This window comes from Streptomyces sp. PA03-5A, assembly GCF_033792725.1.
In the GTDB taxonomy this organism is placed as follows: domain Bacteria; phylum Actinomycetota; class Actinomycetes; order Streptomycetales; family Streptomycetaceae; genus Actinacidiphila.
In genome coordinates, this window is the sequence record NZ_JARAVL010000009.1 from 201,505 (window position 1) to 222,896 (window position 21,392).

Here is a 21,392-nt window from a genome sequence, read left to right on the forward strand (position 1 = left end):
CACGGCGGGCTGGGGGTCCCCCCGTGCCGCGGGCCACGGGGGCAGGGCGCGGGGGCTCGTGGAGAGGGGGACACCGGACCGGTGTCCCCCTCCCGGGCCTACGCCTCGCGGGCGGCGGTCAGGTGTTCCGCGTGTTCCTGCAGGGAGCGGACCCCGACGTCGCCCCGGTTGAGCGCGTCGACGCCCTGGACGGCGGCGGCGAGCGCCTGCACCGTCGTCAGGCACGGGACGCCGCGGGCGACGGCCGCGGTGCGGATGTCGTAGCCGTCGAGGCGGCCGCCGGTGCCGAACGGGGTGTTGACGATGAGGTCGATGGCGCCCTCGTGGATGAGCTCGATGATGGTCGGCTCGCCGTTGGGGCCGGTGCCCTCGCTCTTCTTGCGCACCACGGTGGCCTCGATGCCGTTGCGCTTGAGTACCTCGGCGGTGCCGGAGGTGGCCAGCAGCTCGAAGCCGTGCTCGACCAGCGCCCGGGCCGGGAAGATCAGCGCGCGCTTGTCGCGGTTGGCGACCGAGACGAAGGCGCGGCCCTTGGTCGGCAGCGCACCGTAGGCGGCGGCCTGCGACTTTGCGTACGCCGTGCCGAATACCGAGTCGATGCCCATGACCTCGCCGGTGGAGCGCATCTCCGGGCCGAGGATGGTGTCGACGCCCCGGCCGTGCACGTCGCGGAAGCGGCTCCAGGGCAGCACGGCCTCCTTGACGGAGATCGGCGCGTCCAGCGGCAGGGTGCCGCCGTCGCCGTGGGCCGGGAGGAGTCCCTCGGTGCGCAGCTCGGCGATGGTGGCGCCGAGCGAGATGCGGGCGGCCGCCTTGGCCAGCGGGACCGCCGTCGCCTTGGAGGTGAAGGGCACGGTGCGGGAGGCGCGCGGGTTGGCCTCCAGCACGTAGAGGATGTCCCCGGCCAGGGCGAACTGGATGTTGATCAGGCCCTGGACGCCGACGCCCTTGGCGATGGCCTCGGTGGAGGCGCGCAGCCGCTTGACGTCGTGCCCGCCGAGGGTGATCGGGGGCAGGGCGCACGCGGAGTCGCCGGAGTGGATGCCGGCCTCCTCGATGTGCTCCATGACGCCGCCGAGGTAGAGCTCGTGGCCGTCGTAGAGCGCGTCGACGTCGATCTCGATGGCGTCGTCGAGGAAGCGGTCGACCAGCACGGGGCGGTCCGGGCCGATCTCGGTGGACTCGGCGATGTAGGAGGCGAGGCGGGTCTCGTCGTAGACGATCTCCATGCCGCGGCCGCCGAGCACGTACGAGGGCCGCACCAGGACCGGGTAGCCGATCTCGTCGGCGATGGCCTTGGCCTTCTCGAAGGTGGTGGCGGTGCCGTGCTTGGGGGCGGGCAGGCCCGCCCGGTCCAGGACGCGGCCGAAGGCGCCGCGGTCCTCGGCGAGGTGGATGGCCTCGGGCGAGGTGCCGACGACCGGCACGCCGTTGTCCTTCAGGGCCTGGGCCAGGCCGAGCGGGGTCTGGCCGCCGAGCTGGACGATGACGCCGGCGACGGGGCCGGCCTGCTGCTCGGCGTGGACGATCTCCAGGACGTCCTCCAGGGTGAGCGGCTCGAAGTAGAGCCGGTCGGAGGTGTCGTAGTCGGTGGAGACGGTCTCGGGGTTGCAGTTGACCATGACGGTCTCGTAGCCCGCGTCGCTCAGCGCGAAGGAGGCGTGGACGCACGAGTAGTCGAACTCGATGCCCTGGCCGATGCGGTTGGGACCGGACCCCAGAATGATCACCGCGGGCTTCTCGCGCGGCGCGACCTCGCTCTCCTCGTCGTAGGACGAGTAGAAGTACGGGGTGCGGGCGGCGAACTCGGCGGCGCAGGTGTCGACCGTCTTGTAGACCGGCCGGACGCCCAGCGCGTGCCGGACCTCGCGGACGACGTCCTCGCGCAGGCCGCGGACCGCGGCGAGCTGGGCGTCGGAGAAGCCGTACCGCTTGGCCTCGGCGAGCAGCTCGGGGTCGAGCTTGTCGGCGGCCGCGAGCTCGTCGGCGATCTCCTTGATCAGGAAGAGCTGGTCCACGAACCAGGGGTCGATCTTCGTGGCGTCGAAGACCTCCTGCGGGGTGGCGCCGGCCCGGATCGCCTGCATGACGGTGTTGATCCGGCCGTCGGTGGGGCGCCGGGCGGCGAGCAGCAACTCGCCCTTGTCGCCCGGGTCGCCGGTGAAGGCGAACTGGCTGCCCTTCTTCTCCAGGGAGCGCAGTGCCTTCTGCAGCGCCTCGGGGAAGTTGCGGCCGATGGCCATGGCCTCGCCGACCGACTTCATGGTGGTGGTGAGGGTGGCGTCGGCGGCGGGGAACTTCTCGAAGGCGAAGCGCGGCACCTTGACGACGACGTAGTCGAGCGTCGGCTCGAAGGAGGCCGGGGTCTGCTCGGTGATGTCGTTGGGGATCTCGTCGAGGGTGTAGCCGACGGCGAGCTTGGCGGCGATCTTGGCGATCGGGAAGCCGGTCGCCTTGGAGGCGAGCGCCGAGGAGCGGGAGACCCGCGGGTTCATCTCGATCACGATGACCCGGCCGTCCTCGGGGTTGACGGCGAACTGGATGTTGCAGCCGCCGGTGTCGACGCCGACCTCGCGGATGACGGCGATGCCGACGTCACGCAGGATCTGGTACTCGCGGTCGGTCAGCGTCATCGCGGGCGCGACGGTGATGGAGTCACCGGTGTGCACGCCCATGGGGTCGAAGTTCTCGATGGAGCAGACGACCACGACGTTGTCGTGCTTGTCGCGCATCAGCTCCAGCTCGTACTCCTTCCAGCCGAGGATGGACTCCTCGAGGAGCACCTCGGTGGTCGGGGAGAGCGTCAGGCCCTGGCCGGCGATGCGGCGCAGCTCCTCCTCGTCGTGGGCGAAGCCGGAGCCGGCGCCGCCCATGGTGAAGGAGGGGCGGACGACGACGGGGTAGCCGCCGAGGGTGTCGACGCCGGCGAGGACGTCGTCCATGGTGTGGCAGATGACCGAGCGGGCGGACTCGCCGTGGCCGATCTTGGCGCGGACGGCCTCGACGACGTCCTTGAACAGGTCGCGGTCCTCGCCCTTGTTGATGGCCTCGACGTTGGCGCCGATCAGCTCGACCCCGTACTTGTCGAGGACGCCCGCCTTGTGGAGCGAGATCGCGGTGTTGAGCGCGGTCTGGCCGCCCAGGGTGGGCAGGAGCGCGTCGGGGCGCTCCTTGGCGATGATCTTCTCGACGAACTCGGGGGTGATCGGCTCGACGTAGGTGGCGTCGGCGATCTCCGGGTCGGTCATGATCGTGGCCGGGTTGGAGTTGACCAGGATCACGCGCAGGCCCTCGCCGCGCAGGACGCGGCAGGCCTGGGTGCCGGAGTAGTCGAACTCGGCGGCCTGGCCGATGACGATCGGGCCGGAGCCGATGACCAGGACGGACTGGATATCGGTGCGCTTAGGCACGCTGGCCCTCCATGAGCTTCACGAAGCGGTCGAACAGGTACGCGGCGTCGTGCGGACCCGCGGCGGCCTCGGGGTGGTACTGGACGCTGAAGGCGGGGGTGTCGAGCAGCCGCAGGCCCTCGACCACGTCGTCGTTGAGGCACACGTGGGAGACCTCGACCCGCCCGTACGGGGTGTCGCTGACCTGGTCGAGCGGCGCGTCCACGGCGAAGCCGTGGTTGTGGGCGGTGACCTCGACCTTGCCGGTGGAACGGTCCTGCACCGGCTGGTTGATGCCGCGGTGGCCGTACTTCAGCTTGTAGGTGCCGAAGCCGACGGCGCGGCCGAGCAGCTGGTTGCCGAAGCAGATGCCGAACAGCGGGGTCCTGCGCTGCAGGACGCCCTGGATGACGGTCAGGTCGGCGGTGGCCGGGTCTCCGGGGCCGTTGGAGAGGAACACGCCGTCGGGGTTGACCGCGTAGACCTCGTCCAGGGTGGCGCCCGCGGGCAGCACGTGCACCTCGATGCCGCGTTCGGCCATGCGCTGCGGGGTCATCCCCTTGATGCCGAGGTCGATCGCGGCGACGGTGAACTTCTTCTCGCCGACCGCCGGGACGACGTACGGCTCCTTGGTGGCGACCTCGGCCGACAGGTCGGCGCCCTTCATCTGGGGGCTGGCCTGGACCGCGGCCAGGAGCGCGGCCTCGTCGGTCCGCGCCTTGTCGCCGGAGAAGATGCCGACGCGCATCGCGCCGCGCTCGCGCAGGTGCCGGGTCAGCGCCCGGGTGTCGATGCCGCTGATGCCGACGACGCCCTGACGGGTCAGCTCCTCGTCCAGGGTGCGACGGGAGCGCCAGTTGGACGGTACGCGGGCGGGGTCGCGGACGACGTAACCGGCCACCCAGATGCGGGAGGACTCCGGGTCCTCGTCGTTGACGCCGGTGTTGCCGACGTGCGGGGCGGTCATGACGACGACCTGGCGGTGGTACGACGGGTCGGTCAGGGTCTCCTGGTAGCCGGTCATGCCGGTGGAGAAGACGGCCTCGCCGAAGGTCTCCCCCACGGCCCCGTAGGCGCGGCCGCGGAAGGTGCGGCCGTCCTCCAGGACGAGTACGGCAGGGACCCTCGCGGGCCGCTGGGTGGAGGTCGTCATCGTGCGCCTTCCTGGTCGTGCGTGAGAGTGTTCAGGGCCTCGACCCACGCGGCGTGCTCGGCGGCGTGGTCCGAGCGGAAGCCGGAGTCGATCAGCCGGTCGCCGTGCGCCCAGGTGACCACCAGCAGGCCGCCCTCGGTGAGGACCTTTCCGGCGATGCCCTTGTCGAGGCGTGCGCCGCGCAGGTCCGCGGCCGGGACGAAGAAGCTCGGCGCGCCGGTGCGCCGGGCGTCCAGTCCCCGGTCGGTGAGGGTGAGCTCGACCCGGCTGCGCACGCCCAGCCCGTGGGCGACGATGCGGTCCAGCCACTGCCCGGCGGTGGTGCTGCCGTGGTAGCGGCCGCTCAGGGTGAGCCGGGGCTCGCCGGGCTCCTCGGGGGCGGTGGGCAGGGCGGGCAGGTCGCTCTGGAGGGTGCCGCGCCACTTCCAGCCCTGGCGCATCAGCCAGTAGACGAGGGCGATGAACAGCAGCAGCCCGACGACCCAGCCGATGCGGGCCGACCAGTCGGTGACCTCGGCGGAGTGCTTCCCCTCCGCCGCGATGAGTACCAGAGGTGTCACGAGAGCTTCCCGTCCATGACCGTCGCCTTGCCCCGCAGGAAGGTGGCGAACACCTGGCCCGGCAGCTCCAGACCCTCGTACGGGGTGTTGCGGCTGCGGGAGGCGAAGCCCGCGGGATTCACCACACCACGGTATGCCGGATCGACCAGGGTGAGGTTCGCGGGCTCACCAGCCGAGACGGGCCGTCCGTGGCCGGAGAGCCGGCCGATCTCCGCGGGACGGAACGACATCCGGTCGGCGACGCCGGCCCAGTCGAGCAGGCCCGTGTCCACCATGGCGTGCTGGACGACCGACAGCGCGGTCTCCAGGCCGATCATGCCCATGGCCGCCGCGCCCCACTCGCAGTCCTTGTCCTCGTGCGGGTGCGGGGCGTGGTCGGTGGCGACGCAGTCGATCGTGCCGTCGGCGAGCGCCTCGCGCAGCGCCATGACGTCGGCCTCGGTGCGCAGCGGCGGGTTGACCTTGTAGACCGGGTTGTAGGTGCGCACCAGCTCGTCGGTGAGGAGCAGGTGGTGCGGGGTGACCTCGGCGGTGACGTCCCAGCCCTTGGACTTGGCCCAGCGGACGATCTCGACCGAGCCGGCCGTGGACAGGTGGCAGATGTGCACGCGGGAGCCGACGTGCGCGGCGAGCAGCACGTCACGGGCGATGATCGACTCCTCGGCGACGGCGGGCCAGCCGGTCAGGCCCAGCTCGCCGGAGACGAGGCCCTCGTTCATCTGGGCGCCCTCGGTGAGCCGGGGCTCTTGGGCGTGCTGGGCGACGACGCCGTCGAAGGCCTTCACGTACTCCAGGGCGCGGCGCATCATCACGGCGTCGTCGACGCACTTGCCGTCGTCGGAGAAGACCCGCACACCGGCGGCGGAGTCGGCCATCGCGCCGAGCTCGGCGAGCTTCTTGCCCTCCAGGCCCACGGTGACGGCGCCGACCGGCTGGACGTCGCAGTAGCCGTGCTCGCGGCCAAGGCGCCAGACCTGCTCGACGACGCCGGCGGTGTCGGCGACGGGGAAGGTGTTGGCCATCGCGTGGACGGCGGTGTAGCCGCCCGCGGCGGCCGACCGCGTGCCGGTGAGGACGGTCTCGGAGTCCTCACGACCGGGTTCGCGCAGGTGCGTGTGGAGGTCGACCAGGCCCGGCAGGAGGACCTTGCCCTCGGCCTCGACCACCGTGGCCCCCTCGGGGGCGGTCAGGTCCGGGCCGACCTCGGCGATGGTCTCGCCGTCGATCAGGACGTCCTGCGGCTCTCCGCCGAGGATCCTCGCGCCGCGGATCAGCGTCTTCGGGGTCGCGCTCATGCTTGGTTGTTCTCCTCGGTGCGGGCGGGGGCGGGGGCGGGGGCGGAGACGGCGGGCTCGGCGCCGCCGAGCAGCAGGTACAGGACGGCCATGCGGATGCTGACGCCGTTCTTCACCTGCTCGACCGCGGTGCAGCGCGGCGAGTCGGCGACCTCGGCGGTGATCTCCATGCCGCGGTTCATCGGGCCGGGGTGCATGACGACGGCGTGCTCGGGCAGCGCGGCCATGCGCAGGCCGTCGAGGCCGTAGCGGCGGGAGTACTCGCGCTCGGTGGGGAAGAAGGCGGCGTTCATGCGTTCGCGCTGGACGCGCAGCATCATCACGGCGTCGGACTTGGCGAGCACCGCGTCCAGGTCGTAGGAGACCTCGCAGGGCCAGTTCTCGACGCCGATCGGCAGCAGGGTGGGCGGCGCCACCAGGGTGACCTCGGCGCCGAGCGTGCCCAGCAGCAGCACGTTGGAGCGGGCCACCCGGCTGTGCAGCACGTCGCCGACGATGGTGATGCGGCGTCCCGCCAGGTCGCGGCCGGGGCCGGACAGGTGGCGGCGCATGGTGAAGGCGTCGAGCAGGGCCTGCGTGGGGTGCTCGTGGGTGCCGTCGCCGGCGTTGACGACGCTGCCGCCGATCCAGTCGGAGTACGCCAGCCGGTGCGGGGCGCCGGACATGTGGTGGCGGATGACGACGGCGTCGGCGCCCATGGCCTCCAGGGTGAGGGCGGTGTCCTTCAGGGACTCGCCCTTGGACACCGAGGAGCCCTTGGCGGAGAAGTTGATCACGTCGGCCGACAGGCGCTTGGCGGCGGCCTCGAAGGAGATGCGGGTGCGGGTCGAGTCCTCGAAGAAGAGGTTGACGACCGTGCGGCCGCGCAGGGTCGGCAGTTTCTTGATGGGGCGGTCGGCGACGCGGGCCATCTCCTCCGCCGTGTCGAGCACGAGGAGGGCGTCGTCACGGGTGAGGTCGGCGGCCGAGATCAGGTGGCGCTTCATCGGGTCACTCCGGAGGATGCGTGCGGGGGCGGACTGGGTGGCGGCACGCCACGTCTCCCGGGCAGGCCGGGGCGGGGACGGGCGGGCAGGGCGCTGCCCCGGGAGCCGGGGCGGGCCCGCGGCTACTCGTCCGCCGGGGAGCCGTCGCGTACGCCGAGCAGGACGCAGTCGCGCCCGTCCTCCTCGGTCAGGTGGACCTTGACGGTCTCGCGCAGCGAGGTGGGGATGTTCTTGCCGACGTAGTCGGCCCTGATGGGCAGCTCGCGGTGGCCGCGGTCGACCAGGACGGCCAGCTGCACGGCGCGGGGGCGGCCGATGTCGCCCAGCGCGTCGAGGGCGGCGCGGATCGTGCGGCCGGAGAAGAGCACGTCGTCGACGAGGACGACCAGCCGGCCGTCCACCCCGTCGGCCGGGATCTCGGTGCGGGCGAGCGCGCGCGCCGGGCCGAGCCGCAGGTCGTCGCGGTACATGGTGATGTCGAGCGAGCCGACCGGGGTCTTGCCGCCGGTGATGCCGTCGAGTTTGTCGGCGAGCCTGCGGGCCAGATGGACCCCGCGGGTGGGGATGCCGAGGAGAACCACGTCGTCCGCGCCCTTGGCGCGTTCGACGATCTCGTGCGCGATGCGGGTCAGCACCCGCGCGATGTCCGGGGCCTCGAGGACGGGCCGGACCGGATCGGAACCGATGACGGTCATGGAAAAGGGACCTCCTTCCCCGCCTCACTGGACGGGCCTTAAAGGACGCCAAAACGTACGGGTCAACCGTATCAGGCACCCTGGCGTGCTCCCTGGCGGGGCCTGGCGGCCGCCTGGCGCGGCTCTCGGGGCGGGTCCGCCACCCGTACCACGATCGACTGCAGATCCCGGCCGAAAGGCCGTTGACCGGCCATTCCTCGCTCTTCCGGGGGACCGGTGTGGACCATTCGGCTTGACGGATTCCAATTACGCTGCGTAACCTCACAGTGAGTTACTGAGTTTCCGTCCGGGGAGCCATATGTCCAGCGATTACGCCAAGCAGCTCGGAGCGAAGCTCCGCGCCATCCGCACACAGCAGGGACTCTCCCTCCACGGTGTCGAGGAGAAGTCCCAGGGCCGCTGGAAGGCCGTGGTGGTCGGTTCCTACGAGCGCGGCGACCGCGCCGTGACCGTGCAGCGCCTCGCCGAGCTCGCCGACTTCTACGGCGTTCCGGTCCAGGAGCTGCTGCCCGGTTCCGCGCCCGGCGGTGCCGCCGAGCCGCCGCCGAAGCTCGTCCTCGACCTCGAGCGACTGAGCCAGGTGCCGTCCGACAAGGCCGGTCCGCTGCAGCGCTACGCCGCGACCATCCAGAGCCAGCGCGGCGACTACAACGGCAAGGTGCTGTCGATCCGCCAGGACGACCTGCGCACCCTCGCCGTCATCTACGACCAGTCGCCCTCGGTCCTGACCGAGCAGCTGATCAGCTGGGGCGTCCTCGACGCGGACGCACGGCGCGCGGTGCAGCACGAGGAGGGCTGACGCCCTCGGGAAGCAGAAACGTCCCGCCCCTTGGGCGCGGCCGCCAGGCCGCGTCCGAGGGGCGGTTGTGTTTGCCCTCCCGTCGCCCGCCCCGGCACGGCGTGCAAGGCGCCGGCCGGGCACGCCACGGGCCCGGAACGCGCGGCGTTCCGGGCCCGGTGGGCGGTGTCGGGGGCTAGTCCTCCCGGAGGCTGGGCTTCAGCTCCTTGAGACGGGCCAGCAGGCCGTTCACGAACGAGGGCGACTCCTCGGTGGAGAACTCCTTGGCCAGCTGCACGGCCTCGTCCAGGACGACGGCGTCGGGGACGTCGTCCTCCCAGATCAGCTCGTAGGCGCCGAGCCGCAGGATGTTCCGGTCGGTCACCGGCATCCGGTCGAGGGTCCAGCCCACGGCGTGCTTCGACAGCAGTTCGTCGATGCGCCTCGCCCGTTCGGCGTAGCCCTCGATGAGCTGCATCGTGTATTCGCTGACCGGCGGCTGCCGGTCGTCGGTCCGGGCGAGCCTGATCCAGTCCGCCATGGCGGTCTTGGGGCTGACACCCCGCTGCTCCGCCTCGAAGAGGATCTGGAAGGCGCGCTTGCGGGCCTTGTTACGAGCAGCCACGGTTAGCTGGTCACCCGGCCGAGGTACTCACCCGAGCGGGTGTCGACCTTGATCTTCTCACCGGTGGTGATGAAGAGCGGGACGCCGATCTCGTAGCCGGTCTCCAGCTTGGCGGGCTTGGTGCCCCCGGTGGAGCGGTCGCCCTGGACGCCGGGCTCGGTGTACTCGATGACCAGCTCGACGGCGGCCGGGAGCTCGATGTAGAGCGGGGAGCCCTCGTACATGGCGACGACGGCCTCGAAGCCCTCCAGGAGGAAGTGGGCGGCGTCGCCGACGACCTCGGGGGTGATGTAGATCTGGTCGTACGTGTCCATGTCCATGAACACGAAGCTCTCGCCGTCCTTGTAGGAGAACTGCATCCCGCGCTTGTCGACGTTGGCCGTCTCGACCTTCACGCCGGCGTTGAAGGTCTTGTCGACGACCTTTCCGGAGAGCACGTTCTTGAGCTTCGTACGGACGAAGGCGGGGCCCTTGCCGGGCTTGACGTGCTGGAACTCGACGACGGACCAGAGCTGGCCGCCGTCGAGCTTGAGCACGAGGCCGTTCTTGAGGTCGTTCGTGGTGGCCACGGTTGCGGAATCTCCTGCACTGCTGCTTCGGGGACCCGGAGCCGCGGCCGCCCTCTACAGGGCGAGCAGCTCCTTGGTCGTGATGGTGAGTAGCTCGGGCCCGCCGTCCGTCGGTGGACGCACGACGAGTGTGTCGTCGATGCGGACACCGCCACGGCCCGGGATGTGGACTCCCGGTTCGACGGTGACCGGCACGCAAGCGTCCAGTTTACCCATGGCCGAGGGGGACAACCGCGGGTCCTCGCCGATCTCCAGTCCGACGCCGTGTCCGGTGGACTCCCCCAGGGCCTCGCCGTGGCCCCCGGACTCCAGTACGTGGCGTGCGGCGTGGTCCACGTCGCGGCAGGCGGCGCCGGGTGCGAGGGCCTCGCGGCCGGCCCGCTGGGCCGCGAAGACCAGGTCGTACAGCTCGATCTGCCAGTCCGCGGGCGAGGTGCCGATGACGAAGGTGCGCCCCACCTCACAGCGGTAGCCGCGGTAGCAGGCGCCCAGGCACACGGTGAGGAAGTCGCCCTCCTCGACCCGCCGGTCGGTGGGCAGATGGCGCGCCGCACCCGAATGGGGGCCGGTGCCCACGCAGGTGGGGAAGGCCGGGCCGTCGGCGCCGTGGTCGATGAGGCGGCGCTCCAGCTCCAGGGCGAGGTGGCGTTCGGTGCGGCCCACCAGGATCGACTCCAGGAGTTCGCTGAGCGCCTGGTCGGCGATCTCGGCGGCGATCCGCAACGCGGAGATCTCCTGCTCGTCCTTGACCAGGCGGAGCTGCTCCACGGCCGAGCCGAGGTCGGACAGGATCACGCCCGGCGCGGCGCTGCCGACGGCGCGGTGCCGCGCGACGGTGAGGTGGTGCTCCTCGACCGCCAGGGCCTCCGCCTTGCGGTCCGCGGCCAGCGCGGCGGCGGTGACCGCCGGGTCGCCGTCGGGGCCGGACAGGACGACGGCCCGCACGTCGTCCGGGAGCCGGCCCTCGGCCAGGTCGCCGGACGGGTGACGGTGGTGGACCAGCACGTCCTCGGGACCCGGCCCCACGAGCAGCACGGTCCCCGGCGGGGCGCAGCCCGTCAGGTAGCGGACGTTGGCGGGACGCGAGACGAGCGCCGCCGCCGATCCGGCCGCCGCGCAACGGTCCCGGAGGCGTTCCCTGCGGGCAGCGTGCACCTCGGACATGTGGCGAGCGTACGTCGCGGGCCGCCGGTCGGCCTGTCGAGAGCCGCCGGGCGGTGGCTACCAGGCGGGCGGGCCCTGGAGGCTGCGGGTGACGACGCTGTCGAGCGCGGCGGCGGCCGCGGCGACGTCCAGGTGGGAGTTGTCGATGATCGGCAGCCCCGAGCCGTACCAGCCGGCCATGCGGCCGTGGATGCGGGCGACCTCCTCGTCCGACAGGCGCCGGTTGCCGCTGCGCTGGGCGTTGCGGGCCAGCACGATGTCGAGGCCGGGGAGGAGGACGACGGGTAGCAGACCGGGCCCCACGTGCCGCTTCCAGCCGCCGAGGCCGACGACCGGGCGGTCGGGGAAGACCGCGTCGTCGATGATGCAGGAGATGCCGTTCGCCAGGAAGTTGCGGGCCGCGAAGCCGCAGGTGCGGCGGGCGAGGCGGTACTGCGCCTCGGAGTGGTCGTTCCAGCCGGACTGCGGGTCGGCGAAGCCGGAGCGGACCCACTCGCGGACGTCGTCCAGGCTGATGTGGGCGGTCGGTACGCCCCGGTGGTCGGCCCAGTGCCGGGCGATGGTCGTCTTGCCCGCGCCGGCCGCGCCGATCAGCAGGACAGCGACGGGGCCGTGCGTGGTGCCCGTGAACGGAGCGCCGCCGCCGGCCGCGGGCTGCGGGGGCGGCTGGACCGGGTGCTGGACGGGGGCTCCCTGGGCCATCGGGAAGTGGCCGGTGGTGCCCGGGGGCTGCGGCGGCGGCCCTGGCTGCCCGGCCTGCTGCCCACCGTGCGGCGGTGGCAGCGGCGCACCCACGGCATGCTGCATCGAGGCCACTCCGTCCGTACAAGAGCTTTCAGGTTCGACCGAACGGTACCGTCAACGGCCGCAGTTGTGTGAACGGCCGGGCGGCCCACGGGGTGCCCGGCCGTTCGGGATCCGCCGTCCCGTGCGCGTGCGGGCCTACTTGGAGATCTCCGCGTAGGCGGCGAGGAGCACCCCGGGGTCGGGGGCCTCCAGGACGGTCGGCTTGGCGAGGCCGTCCAGCACGATGAAGCGCAACCGGTCGGCGCGCGACTTCTTGTCCACCTTCATCGTCTCCAGCAGCCGCGGCCACTGGTCTCCGCGGTAGGTCAGCGGCAGGCCGACGGACTCCAGCACGGAGCGGTGACGGTCGGCGGTGGCGTCGTCCAGACGGCCGGCCAGGCGGCCGAGTTCGGCGGCGAACACCATGCCGATGGAGACGGCGGCGCCGTGCCGCCAGTTGTAGCGCTCGTTCTTCTCGATGGCGTGGCCGAGGGTGTGGCCGTAGTTGAGGATCTCGCGCAGGCCCGACTCCTTGAGGTCCGCGGAGACCACCTCGGCCTTGACGCGGATGGCGCGCTCGAGGAGCTCCGCGGTGTGCGGGCCCTCGGGGCCGCGGGCGGCGGCCGGGTCCTGCTCGATCAGGTCCAGGATCACGGGGTCGGCGATGAAGCCGGCCTTGATGATCTCGGCGAGACCGCTGACGTAGTCGTTGACCGGCAGCGACTCCAGCGCCGCGAGGTCGCAGAGCACCCCGGCGGGCGGGTGGAAGGCGCCGACGAGGTTCTTGCCCTCGGCGGTGTTGATGCCCGTCTTGCCGCCGACCGCGGCGTCCACCATGCCGAGCACGGTGGTCGGCACGGCGACCCAGCGGACCCCGCGCAGCCACGTCGCCGCGACGAACCCGGCGAGGTCGGTGGTGGCACCGCCGCCGACGCCGACGATGACATCCGTACGGGTGAATCCCGACTGCCCGAGCGCCCGCCAGCAGTACGCCGCGACCTCGGTGGTCTTGGCCTCCTCGGCGTTGGGCACCTGGATGGCGACGGCCTCGTAGCCCTGCTCCGCCAGGTCCTCGCGCAGCGCCTGGCCGGTGGCCTCCAGGGCCTCGGGGTGGATGACGGCGACCCGCACCGCCTTGTCGCCGATCAGGCCCGGCAGCTCGCCGAGCAGCTGCCGGCCGACCAGCACCTCGTACGGCTCGGTGCCCGCACTGCCCCCGACCTGGATGCGGATGGGGGTGTGGGCGGCGTGCTCCGTCATGCGTTCTTCAGCTCCAGTGCGTCCAGGACGGCGTCCGCGACGTCCTCGGGGGTCCGGCCCTCCGTGCTGACCACGGCGCGGGCGACCTCGGTGTACAGCGGGCGGCGGGCTTCCATCAGCTCGCGCCACTGCCGCCGCGGGTTGACGGCGAGCAGGGGGCGGGCGGCGTCGAGGCCGACGCGCTTGACGGCTTCGGCGACGTCCATGTCGAGGAAGACCACGGGCAGCCCGGCGAGCAGTTTGCGGGTGTCCTCGTCGAGGATCGAGCCGCCGCCGAGCGCGAGCACGCCCTGGTGCTCGGCGAGCGCGACGCGGACGGCCCCGGCCTCCAGGGCGCGGAAGTGCTCCTCGCCGTCCTCGACGAAGATGTCCGCGATCGGACGGCCCTCGGCCTCGACGATGTCGGCGTCGGTGTCGCGGCAGGTCGTGCCCAGCCGCAGGGCGAGCAGCTCGCCGACGGTGCTCTTGCCGACCCCCATCGGGCCGACCAGGACGACGACGGGGCCGCTCATCGGATCACCAGGTTGTCGAGGTAGCCGCGCACGTTGCGACGGGTCTCGGTGACGCTGTCGCCGCCGAACTTCTCCGCGACCGCGTCGGCCAGGACCAGGGCGACCATCGCCTCGGCGACGATGCCCGCGGCCGGGACGGCACAGACGTCGGAACGCTGGTGGTGGGCCTGGGTGGCCTCGCCGGTGTTCACGTCCACGGTGGCCAGCGCACGCGGCACGGTGGCGATGGGCTTCATCGCGGCCCGCACCCGCAGCAGCTCGCCGGTGCTCAGGCCGCCCTCGGTGCCGCCGGAACGGCCCGTGGAGCGGCGGATGCCGTCCTGCGTGGCGACGATCTCGTCGTGCGCCTTGGAGCCGGGGACGCGGGCGAGCTCGAAGCCGTCGCCGACCTCGACGCCCTTGATGGCCTGGATGCCCATGAGGGCGGCGGCCAGCCGGGCGTCCAGCCGGCGGTCCCAGTGCACGTGACTGCCGAGGCCGACGGGCACGCCGTAGGCGAGCACCTCGACGACGCCGCCGAGCGTGTCGCCGTCCTTGTGGGCCTGGTCGATCTCGGCGACCATCCGCTTGCTGGCGTCGGCGTCCAGGCAGCGCACGGGGTCGGCGTCGAGCCTGTCGACGTCGGCGGGGGTGGGGTACACGCCGTACGGGGCCTTGGCCGAGGCGAGCTCCACCACGTGGGAGACGATCTCGATGCCCGCCGTCTCCTTGAGGTAGGAGCGGGCCACGGCGCCGAGTGCGACACGGGCCGCGGTCTCGCGGGCGGAGGCGCGCTCCAGGATCGGCCGGGCCTCGTCGAAGCCGTACTTCTGCATGCCGGCGAGGTCGGCGTGGCCGGGGCGGGGCCGGGTCAGCGGGGCGTTGCGGGCGAGCCCGGCGAGGACCTCGGGGTCGACCGGGTCGGCCGCCATGACCTGCTCCCACTTGGGCCACTCGGTGTTCCCCACCATGACCGCGACCGGGGAGCCCAGGGTGAGCCCGTGGCGCACGCCGCCGAGGAAGGTGACCTGGTCCTGCTCGAACTTCATACGGGCACCGCGGCCGTAGCCGAGCCGCCGCCGCGCGAGGTGGTCCGCCACCATCTCGGTGGTGATCGGCACACCGGAGGGCAGACCCTCCAGCGTCGCGACGAGTGCGGGGCCGTGCGACTCCCCCGCGGTCAGCCAGCGCAACCTGCTCAACGGTGCTCGCTCCTTCATCATCGCCCGGACCGCGGCGAGGCGGACCGGACCATCCGTGCGTAAACCGATCCTTTCACGTCCCGCGGCGAAGGCGGGGCGCGGTCCGCTGGGCGGACAGCGCCGTGGACACCTCCGGACCGGTCAGGGGCGGTGCAGCGCCGCCTCGCCGGCCGCCCGCATGGCCGCCAGGGGGGCCGGCTTGCGGCCGGTCATCAGCTCCACCTGCAGCACCGCCTGGTGCACCAGCAGGTCGAGTCCGCCGACGACGGCCCCGCCCCGCTCCGCCCAGGCCGACGCCAAGGTGGTGGGCCAGGGGTCGTACAGCACGTCGAAGAGCGTGCCGGGACGCTCGGGCACGGCGGCGGCGAGCGCGTCGGCGGTGCCGGCCGGCGTCGTGGAGATCACCAGGGGCGCGGCCAGGGCCTGTTCGGCGTCCTCCCAGGCGGCCGTCCGCACGGCCACACCGAGCCGCTCGCCCCACTGCCGCATCTCGCCGGCGCGGGTGTCGCTGCGCACGTACGCGGTGACCTCGCCGTCGCAGATCTGCGCCAGCGCGGCCAGCGCGGACGAGGCGGTCGCCCCGGCGCCGAGCACGGCGGCGGAGCCGACACGTCCGACGCCGCGCTCGTGCAGGGCCGCCACCATCCCGGGGATGTCGGTGTTGTCGCCCAGCCGGCGTCCGTCCTCGGTGAGCACCAGCGTGTTCACGGCCTCGACGGCCGAGGCGGTGGCGCTGACCTCGTCCAGCAGCGGGATGACCGCCCGCTTGAGCGGCATGGTCAGCGACAGCCCGGCCCAGCGTCCACCGCCGGGCAGTTCGCCCAGCCGGGCCAGGAAACCGGGCAGCGCGGCCTCGTCGACCTCGAAGCGGTCGTACGTCCAGTCGGCCAGCCCCAGTTCCGCGTAGGCGGCGCGGTGCAGCACCGGGGAGAGGGAGTGCGTGATCGGCGTTCCGAGGACCGCTGCCCTAGGCACGCGCGGCCCCCCGCGGGCTCTTCGTCATGGGCTGGTCCCCTCGGCTGCGTGGTGTCCGTCGATCCGGGCCGCCCCCCGTCCGGCCGGCGGAGGGGACGCCCGGTCGAGTCTAGGGCCTCAAGATCCGCCCGGTCCGGGCGGCGCTCGGGACGGCAGCGGGGCGCCGCACGGGGGACGTTCTCCGTGCGGCGCCCCGGCGGCGGCTCAGCCGTTGTGCTTCTTGTCGAACTCCTTGGCGAGCTTGTCGTGCTCCGCGAGCGTCTCCGTGAACTTGGTCGTGTGCCCGTCGAGGGAGATGAAGTAGTACCACTTGCCCGGTTCGGGATCCATGGCCGCGGCCAGCGCCTTCGCTCCGGGGTTGCCGATCGGCCCCGGCGGGAGCCCCCGGTAGTAGTACGTGTTGTAGGCGTCGTCGTAGGTACGGAGCTCCTTGAGCGAGAGGTTGATCTCGCTCTGGTTCTTCAGGTAGTTGTACGTCGAGTCGAACTCGAGCTTGCCGTTGGTCTCGGTGTTGGTCGGCTTGAGGCGGTTGTAGACGACCCGCGACATCTTCCGGAAGTCCTCGTCCGACTTGCCCTCGGCCTGCACCAGGCTGGCCAGGGTGACGACCTGCAGCGGTGACTCCAGCCCCAGTTTCTCGGCCTTCGCCTCCACGTCGTACTTGGTGTACTGCTTCTTGGCGTTGGTGACCATGCTGCGCAGCAGGTCGGCGGGCTTGGTGTCCTTGCCGACGCTGTAGCGGCTCGGCCAGAGGAAGCCCTCCAGCGGATCCTTGATGTCCTTGTTGTCATCAGCCCAGTCGGGCAGCCCGAGCTTGCCGACCTGGTCCTCGGCGACCTTGGCGGTGGCGCCCTTGTCGAGCCCCAGTTTGGCGTCGATGATCGCGTAGATCTGCACGTCGCGCAGGCCCTCGGCGATGACCAGGACGTTCTGCGACTTCGGGTCGAGCATCATCGTGACGGCGCTGGACGCGGCCATCTCCTTGTGCAGGACGTAGACGCCCGCCTGGATGGAGTTGCCCTTGGGGTCCTTGCTGACGGCCGCGGTGAAGGCGTCGACGCTCTTGACCACGCCGGCCTTCTTGAGGATGTTGCCGATCTGGATGCCGCTCGCGCCCTGCGGTACCTCGACCTGGACCTCGCCGCTGCCCTGCCCGGCGAAGTCCGGGGGCGGACCGAAGTTGCTCTGGTAGTAGCGGTAGCCGAACCAGCCGGCCCCTGCGATGCCGCCGCCGAGGACGACCAGCACGACCAGGCACGCCATGCCGGAGCGGCGCTTCTTGCCGCCCTGCCCGGTCTTGCCGCCCCTGCCCGCGCGGCCGCGCCGGTCGTTTCGGCCCGGCTGCGGCTCGTCGTCCTCGTCGTCGTCCGCGCCGGAGAAGAAGGAGTGGTCGTCGGCGGCGCCCCCCTCGTCGTCCCAGAGCGGGGCTTCCTGCTCGGCCGGCCGGGAGCGCTGCGGTCGCTGCGGCTGCTGCGGCTGCTGTTGCGGGGGCTGCTGCTGGTACTGGGGCTGCTGCTCCGGGTAGCGCTGGTCGGGCCGCTGCGGGGGCGGGTAGCCGCCCTGCCCGTAGTAGTCGGGCTGCTGCTGACCGCCGTACCCGTCCTGGCCGTAGCCGGCCGGGGCGCCCCAGGAGTCGTACTGCTGCTGCGGGTCGTACGGGTACTGCTGCTGCTGACCGGTGTCGCCGTAGGGGTCCCAACCGCCCTGCTGCGGGTACTGAGGGTGCTGCTGCTGGTTCTGCGGGTGCTGCTGGTACTGGGAATACTGCTGGTGCTGCTGGTGCTGCTGGTGCTGGTGTTGCTGCGGGTGCTGCTGCTGTCCCCATTGGTCACCGAAGAGAGGGTCTTCGGGGTGCCATGCTTCGGAGCCCGGGCTCCGGCCATAGTCAGTCATCGATCCCCTACGGTTCGGTTCGCGAGGCGGCAGCCGGCCGGCGCTTGTGGCGCGGGCGGGAGGGTCCCGACCCGTCGGCACCCACGGATCAGACTGTGGAGCCGCCGTGCTGCGCGGAACGTTACCGTACCGCGATCAGATAAACGGTTCGACGCTCTCGCCCGGCTCTTTACCAGACACCCGTTCGGTCTCGAGGGCGCTCTGGAGGATGACCACGGCCGCCGCCTGGTCGACGACGGAACGTCCCTTCTTGGCCTTGACGCCCGATGCGCGCAGGCCCTGGGTGGCCGTGACGGTGGTCATCCGCTCGTCAACGAGGCGCACCGGAACGGGGGAGATGATCTTCGCCACATCCTGGGCGAACTCGCGGGCCTTGGCCGCGGCCGGCCCCTCCCGCCCGCTGAGCGAGCGGGGCAGGCCGACCAGGACCTCGATCGGCTCGTACTCCTCGATGATCTGCGCGATGCGCCGGCGCGCGGCCGGGACGTCCCGGCCGGGCACCGTCTCGACGGGTGTGGCGATCAGCCCGTCGGGGTCGCACGAGGCGACCCCGATGCGGGCGTCCCCGACGTCGATCGCGATCCTGCGACCCCTGCGCATCGACGACCTCAGGCAGTCTCGGCGACGAGGCGCTGCACGGCGGCGATGGCCTCGCCGACCGCGTCCGCGTTCTGGCCGCCGCCCTGGGCGACGTCCGGCTTGCCGCCACCGCCGCCGCCAAGGGTCTTGGCGGCGGTGCGGACCAGCTCGCCGGCCTTCAGACCGCGTTCACGGGCCGCCTCGTTGGTGGCGATGACGGTCAGCGGGCGGTCGCCCGCGACGGTGAACAGGGCCACGACAGCGGCGCGGCCGCCGCTGATCCGCTGGCGGACGTCCAGGACGAGCTTGCGCAGGTCGTCGGCGCCGGTGCCGTCCGGCACCTGGCCGGTGACCAGGGCCACACCCTTGACGTCCTGGGCGGAGGCGGCGAGCCCGGCGGCGGCCTGCAGGACCTTCTCGGCGCGGAAGCGCTCGATCTCCTTCTCGGCCTCCTTGAGCTTGGCGAGCATGCCGGAGATCTTCTCAGGGAGCTCCTCCGGACGGCCCTTGACCAGCTGCTGGAGCTGAGCCACGACCGTGTGCTCGCGGGCGAGGAAGTTGTACGCGTCCACGCCGACCAGGGCCTCGACCCGGCGCACGCCGGAGCCGATCGAGGACTCGCCGAGCAGCTTGACCAGGCCCAGCTGGGCGGTGTTGTGGACGTGCGTGCCGCCGCAGAGCTCCTTGGAGTAGTCGCCGATGGTCACCACGCGCACCCGCTCGCCGTACTTCTCGCCGAACTCGGCGATGGCGCCGGCCTTCTTGGCCTCGTCGATGCTCATGATCTCGGCGGTGACGTCGAGTTCGCGGGAGAGCACGGCGTTGATCTTCTGCTCGACGTCGGTCAGCACGCTGCCCGGCACGGCGGCCGGCGAGCCGAAGTCGAAGCGGAAGCGGCCCGGGGAGTTCTCCGAACCGGCCTGGGCGGCGGTGGGACCGAGCGCGTCGCGCAGCGCCTGGTGGGTGAGGTGGGTGGCGCTGTGGGCGCGGGCGATGGCGCGGCGGCGGCCGAGGTCGATCTTGCCGAACGCGGCGGAGCCGACGGTCACCTCGCCGACCTGGACGCTGCCCTTGTGCACGGTGACGCCGGGCACGGGCTGCTGCACGTCGCGCACCTCGATGACGGCGCCCGACTCGGTGCGGATGCGGCCGGTGTCGGCAAGCTGGCCGCCGCCCTCGGCGTAGAAGGGGGTGCGGTCGAGGATGACCTCGACCTCGTCGCCCTCGTTGGCGGCCGGCGAGGGCACACCGTCGACCAGCAGGCCGACGACACTGGCCTCGCCCTCGTTGTCGGTGTACCCGGTGAAGACGGTGCTCCCGGCCGTGTCGGCGATGGAGCGGTACGCCGACATGTCGACATGACCGCTCTTCTTCACCAGGGCGTCGGCCTTGGCGCGGTCCCGCTGCTCCTTCATCAGGCGGCGGAAGCCGTCCTCGTCCACCGACAGGCCCTGCTCGGCGGCCATTTCGAGGGTGAGGTCGATCGGGAAGCCCCAGGTGTCGTGGAGCAGGAAGGCCTTGTCGCCGGAGAGCACACCGGAACCGGCGGACTTGGCCTCGGTGACGGCGGTGTCCAGCACATTGGTGCCGGCCTTCAGCGTCTTGAGGAAGCGGGTCTCCTCGGCGAGGGCGACCGTCTCGATGCGCTTGCGGTCCTCGACGAGCTCCGGGTACTGCTGGCCCATCGTCTTGATGACGGTGTCGACGAGTTCGCCGACGACGGCGTCCGTGGCGCCGAGCAGCCGCATGTTGCGGATGGCGCGGCGCATGATGCGGCGCAGCACGTAGCCGCGGCCCTCGTTGCCGGGGGTGACTCCGTCGCCGATCAGCATGACGGAGGTGCGCATGTGGTCGGCGACCACGCGCAGCGAGACGTCGGAGTCGTGCGCGGCGCCGTAGGCGACGCCGGTGAGCTCGGTGGCCTTGTCGATGACCGCGCGCAGGGTGTCGGTCTCGTACATGTTCTGCACGTCCTGCAGGATCATGGCGAGACGCTCGAGACCGAGACCGGTGTCGATGTTCTGGGCGGGCAGGTCGCCGAGGATCGGGAACTCCTCCTTGCCGGTCCCCTCCCCGCGCTCGTACTGCATGAAGACCAGGTTCCAGATCTCCACGTACCGCTCGTCGTTGACGGCCGGGCCGCCCTCGACGCCGAACTCGGGGCCGCGGTCGTAGTTGATCTCGGAGCACGGCCCGCAGGGGCCGGGGACGCCCATGGACCAGAAGTTGTCCTTCATGCCCAGACGCTGGATGCGCTCGGCGGGCACGCCCACGACCTCGCGCCAGATCTGCTCGGCCTCGTCGTCGTCCTTGTAGACGGTGATCCACAGCCGCTCGGGGTCGAGACCGTAACCGCCGTCCGCCACGGGAGAGGTGAGCAGCTCCCAGGCGAACTTGATGGCGCCTTCCTTGAAGTAGTCGCCGAACGAGAAGTTGCCGCACATCTGGAAGAAGGTGCCGTGGCGGGTGGTCTTGCCGACCTCTTCGATGTCGGGCGTGCGGACGCACTTCTGCACGCTGGTGGCGCGCGGGAAGGGCGGCTTGACCTCACCCAGGAAGTAGGGCTTGAACGGGACCATGCCCGCGGGCACCAGAAGGAGCGTGGGGTCGTCGGCGATGAGCGACGCCGACGGCACGACGGTGTGCCCGCGCTCTTCGAAGAAACGCAGCCAGCGGCGGCGGATTTCTGCCGACTCCATCAGTGTTCGTCCTTCCGGTGGTGGTACGCGATCTCCGGCCGCTGGGCCGGCATGTCGAGGTCGGGGGCCGTACGGCCCAGCTGGTCGTTGAGCTGTTCCTCGCGCTCGGTCATCCCGGCGCGGACGTCCTGCGCGAACGTGCGCAGCCGGTCCCCGGCCTCGAGGGCCTTGTCGGCCGCCTTCGCCGCGAGGCTCTCAGGGGTCAGGCTGCGGATCTTGCGATGGACCTTGTTGGTGGCCCACACCCCGGCGGCGGCACCGGCGGTGAACCAGAAGGCACGGCGGAACATGCA

The 21,392-nt window shown here is 71.8% G+C and carries 19 protein-coding genes; 1 reads left to right on the forward strand and 18 read right to left on the reverse strand.

Translation table 11 applies throughout. The features are described 5' to 3' along the window. Positions 1 to 98: 98 nt before the first annotated feature. From carB to pyrR, 6 genes are all read right to left on the reverse strand, one after another. Positions 99 to 3,410 (reverse strand): carbamoyl-phosphate synthase large subunit, encoded by a 3,312-nt coding sequence (carB, locus tag PV410_RS13885; protein WP_500324411.1) that lies wholly within the window; start codon positions 3,408 to 3,410, stop codon positions 99 to 101. Beyond that, positions 3,403 to 4,542: a glutamine-hydrolyzing carbamoyl-phosphate synthase small subunit gene (gene carA, locus PV410_RS13890; RefSeq protein WP_500324412.1), complete on the reverse strand. Its 1,140-nt coding sequence runs from the start codon at positions 4,540 to 4,542 to the stop codon at positions 3,403 to 3,405. Before carA ends, carB begins: the two co-directional genes overlap by 8 nt. Continuing rightward, a complete protein-coding gene (locus PV410_RS13895) occupies positions 4,539 to 5,102 on the reverse strand; it encodes a PH-like domain-containing protein (RefSeq protein ID WP_500324413.1) in 564 nt (187 codons plus the stop codon). The genes carA and PV410_RS13895 overlap by 4 nt, the downstream gene beginning before the upstream one ends. Further along, positions 5,099 to 6,397 carry a dihydroorotase gene (locus PV410_RS13900; protein ID WP_500324414.1) on the reverse strand — a complete coding sequence of 433 codons (1,299 nt, stop codon included), beginning with the start codon at positions 6,395 to 6,397 and terminating at the stop codon, positions 5,099 to 5,101. The genes PV410_RS13895 and PV410_RS13900 overlap by 4 nt, the downstream gene beginning before the upstream one ends. Then, a complete protein-coding gene (locus tag PV410_RS13905) occupies positions 6,394 to 7,383 on the reverse strand; it encodes an aspartate carbamoyltransferase catalytic subunit (protein WP_500324415.1) in 990 nt (329 codons plus the stop codon). Before PV410_RS13905 ends, PV410_RS13900 begins: the two co-directional genes overlap by 4 nt. A gap of 122 nt (positions 7,384 to 7,505) precedes the next feature. Continuing rightward, the gene (pyrR, locus tag PV410_RS13910; RefSeq protein WP_500324416.1) at positions 7,506 to 8,078 is read right to left on the reverse strand and encodes a bifunctional pyr operon transcriptional regulator/uracil phosphoribosyltransferase PyrR; all 573 of its coding nucleotides are present in this window, start codon (positions 8,076 to 8,078) and stop codon (positions 7,506 to 7,508) included. 298 nt (positions 8,079 to 8,376) lie between these two features. Between pyrR and bldD the strand changes: the two genes are divergently transcribed. Beyond that, positions 8,377 to 8,877 (forward strand): transcriptional regulator BldD, encoded by a 501-nt coding sequence (gene bldD, locus PV410_RS13915; protein WP_018564185.1) that lies wholly within the window; start codon positions 8,377 to 8,379, stop codon positions 8,875 to 8,877. A gap of 175 nt (positions 8,878 to 9,052) precedes the next feature. Here bldD and nusB read toward each other — a convergent pair whose 3' ends face one another. From nusB to PV410_RS13975, 12 genes are all read right to left on the reverse strand, one after another. Next, positions 9,053 to 9,481 (reverse strand): transcription antitermination factor NusB, encoded by a 429-nt coding sequence (gene nusB, locus PV410_RS13920; protein WP_499510773.1) that lies wholly within the window; start codon positions 9,479 to 9,481, stop codon positions 9,053 to 9,055. A gap of 2 nt (positions 9,482 to 9,483) precedes the next feature. Continuing rightward, positions 9,484 to 10,050, reverse strand: coding sequence for an elongation factor P (gene efp / locus PV410_RS13925; RefSeq protein WP_499510774.1), 567 nt, complete (start codon positions 10,048 to 10,050; stop codon positions 9,484 to 9,486). Positions 10,051 to 10,104: 54 nt separating this feature from the next. Then, positions 10,105 to 11,214 (reverse strand): M24 family metallopeptidase, encoded by a 1,110-nt coding sequence (locus tag PV410_RS13930; RefSeq protein ID WP_500324417.1) that lies wholly within the window; start codon positions 11,212 to 11,214, stop codon positions 10,105 to 10,107. Positions 11,215 to 11,271: 57 nt separating this feature from the next. Then, on the reverse strand, positions 11,272 to 12,021 hold the full coding sequence (locus PV410_RS13935; protein WP_500324418.1) for an AAA family ATPase: 750 nt from the start codon (positions 12,019 to 12,021) through the stop codon (positions 11,272 to 11,274). Between the two features lie 135 nt (positions 12,022 to 12,156). Continuing rightward, positions 12,157 to 13,260, reverse strand: coding sequence for a 3-dehydroquinate synthase (aroB, locus tag PV410_RS13940; RefSeq protein WP_500324419.1), 1,104 nt, complete (start codon positions 13,258 to 13,260; stop codon positions 12,157 to 12,159). After that, complete coding sequence (locus PV410_RS13945; RefSeq protein ID WP_500324420.1) at positions 13,257 to 13,772, reverse strand: shikimate kinase; 516 nt, start codon at positions 13,770 to 13,772, stop codon at positions 13,257 to 13,259. The genes aroB and PV410_RS13945 overlap by 4 nt, the downstream gene beginning before the upstream one ends. Then, on the reverse strand, positions 13,769 to 14,953 hold the full coding sequence (gene aroC / locus PV410_RS13950) for a chorismate synthase (protein WP_500324421.1): 1,185 nt from the start codon (positions 14,951 to 14,953) through the stop codon (positions 13,769 to 13,771). The genes PV410_RS13945 and aroC overlap by 4 nt, the downstream gene beginning before the upstream one ends. A gap of 141 nt (positions 14,954 to 15,094) precedes the next feature. Then, the gene (locus PV410_RS13955) at positions 15,095 to 15,928 is read right to left on the reverse strand and encodes a shikimate dehydrogenase (RefSeq protein ID WP_500324422.1); all 834 of its coding nucleotides are present in this window, start codon (positions 15,926 to 15,928) and stop codon (positions 15,095 to 15,097) included. A 204-nt stretch (positions 15,929 to 16,132) separates the two neighbouring features. After that, on the reverse strand, positions 16,133 to 17,821 hold the full coding sequence (gene mltG, locus PV410_RS13960) for an endolytic transglycosylase MltG (RefSeq protein ID WP_500324423.1): 1,689 nt from the start codon (positions 17,819 to 17,821) through the stop codon (positions 16,133 to 16,135). A 135-nt stretch (positions 17,822 to 17,956) separates the two neighbouring features. Beyond that, positions 17,957 to 18,421, reverse strand: a complete 465-nt coding sequence (gene ruvX / locus PV410_RS13965; RefSeq protein ID WP_499510782.1) for a Holliday junction resolvase RuvX — start codon at positions 18,419 to 18,421, stop codon at positions 17,957 to 17,959. Between the two features lie 8 nt (positions 18,422 to 18,429). Then, entirely contained in the window at positions 18,430 to 21,099 is a 2,670-nt protein-coding gene (gene alaS / locus PV410_RS13970; RefSeq protein WP_500324424.1) for an alanine--tRNA ligase, read from the reverse strand. Beyond that, on the reverse strand, positions 21,099 to 21,389 hold the full coding sequence (locus PV410_RS13975) for a DUF6167 family protein (protein WP_500324425.1): 291 nt from the start codon (positions 21,387 to 21,389) through the stop codon (positions 21,099 to 21,101). The genes alaS and PV410_RS13975 overlap by 1 nt, the downstream gene beginning before the upstream one ends. Between the last annotated feature and the right edge of the window lie 3 nt (positions 21,390 to 21,392).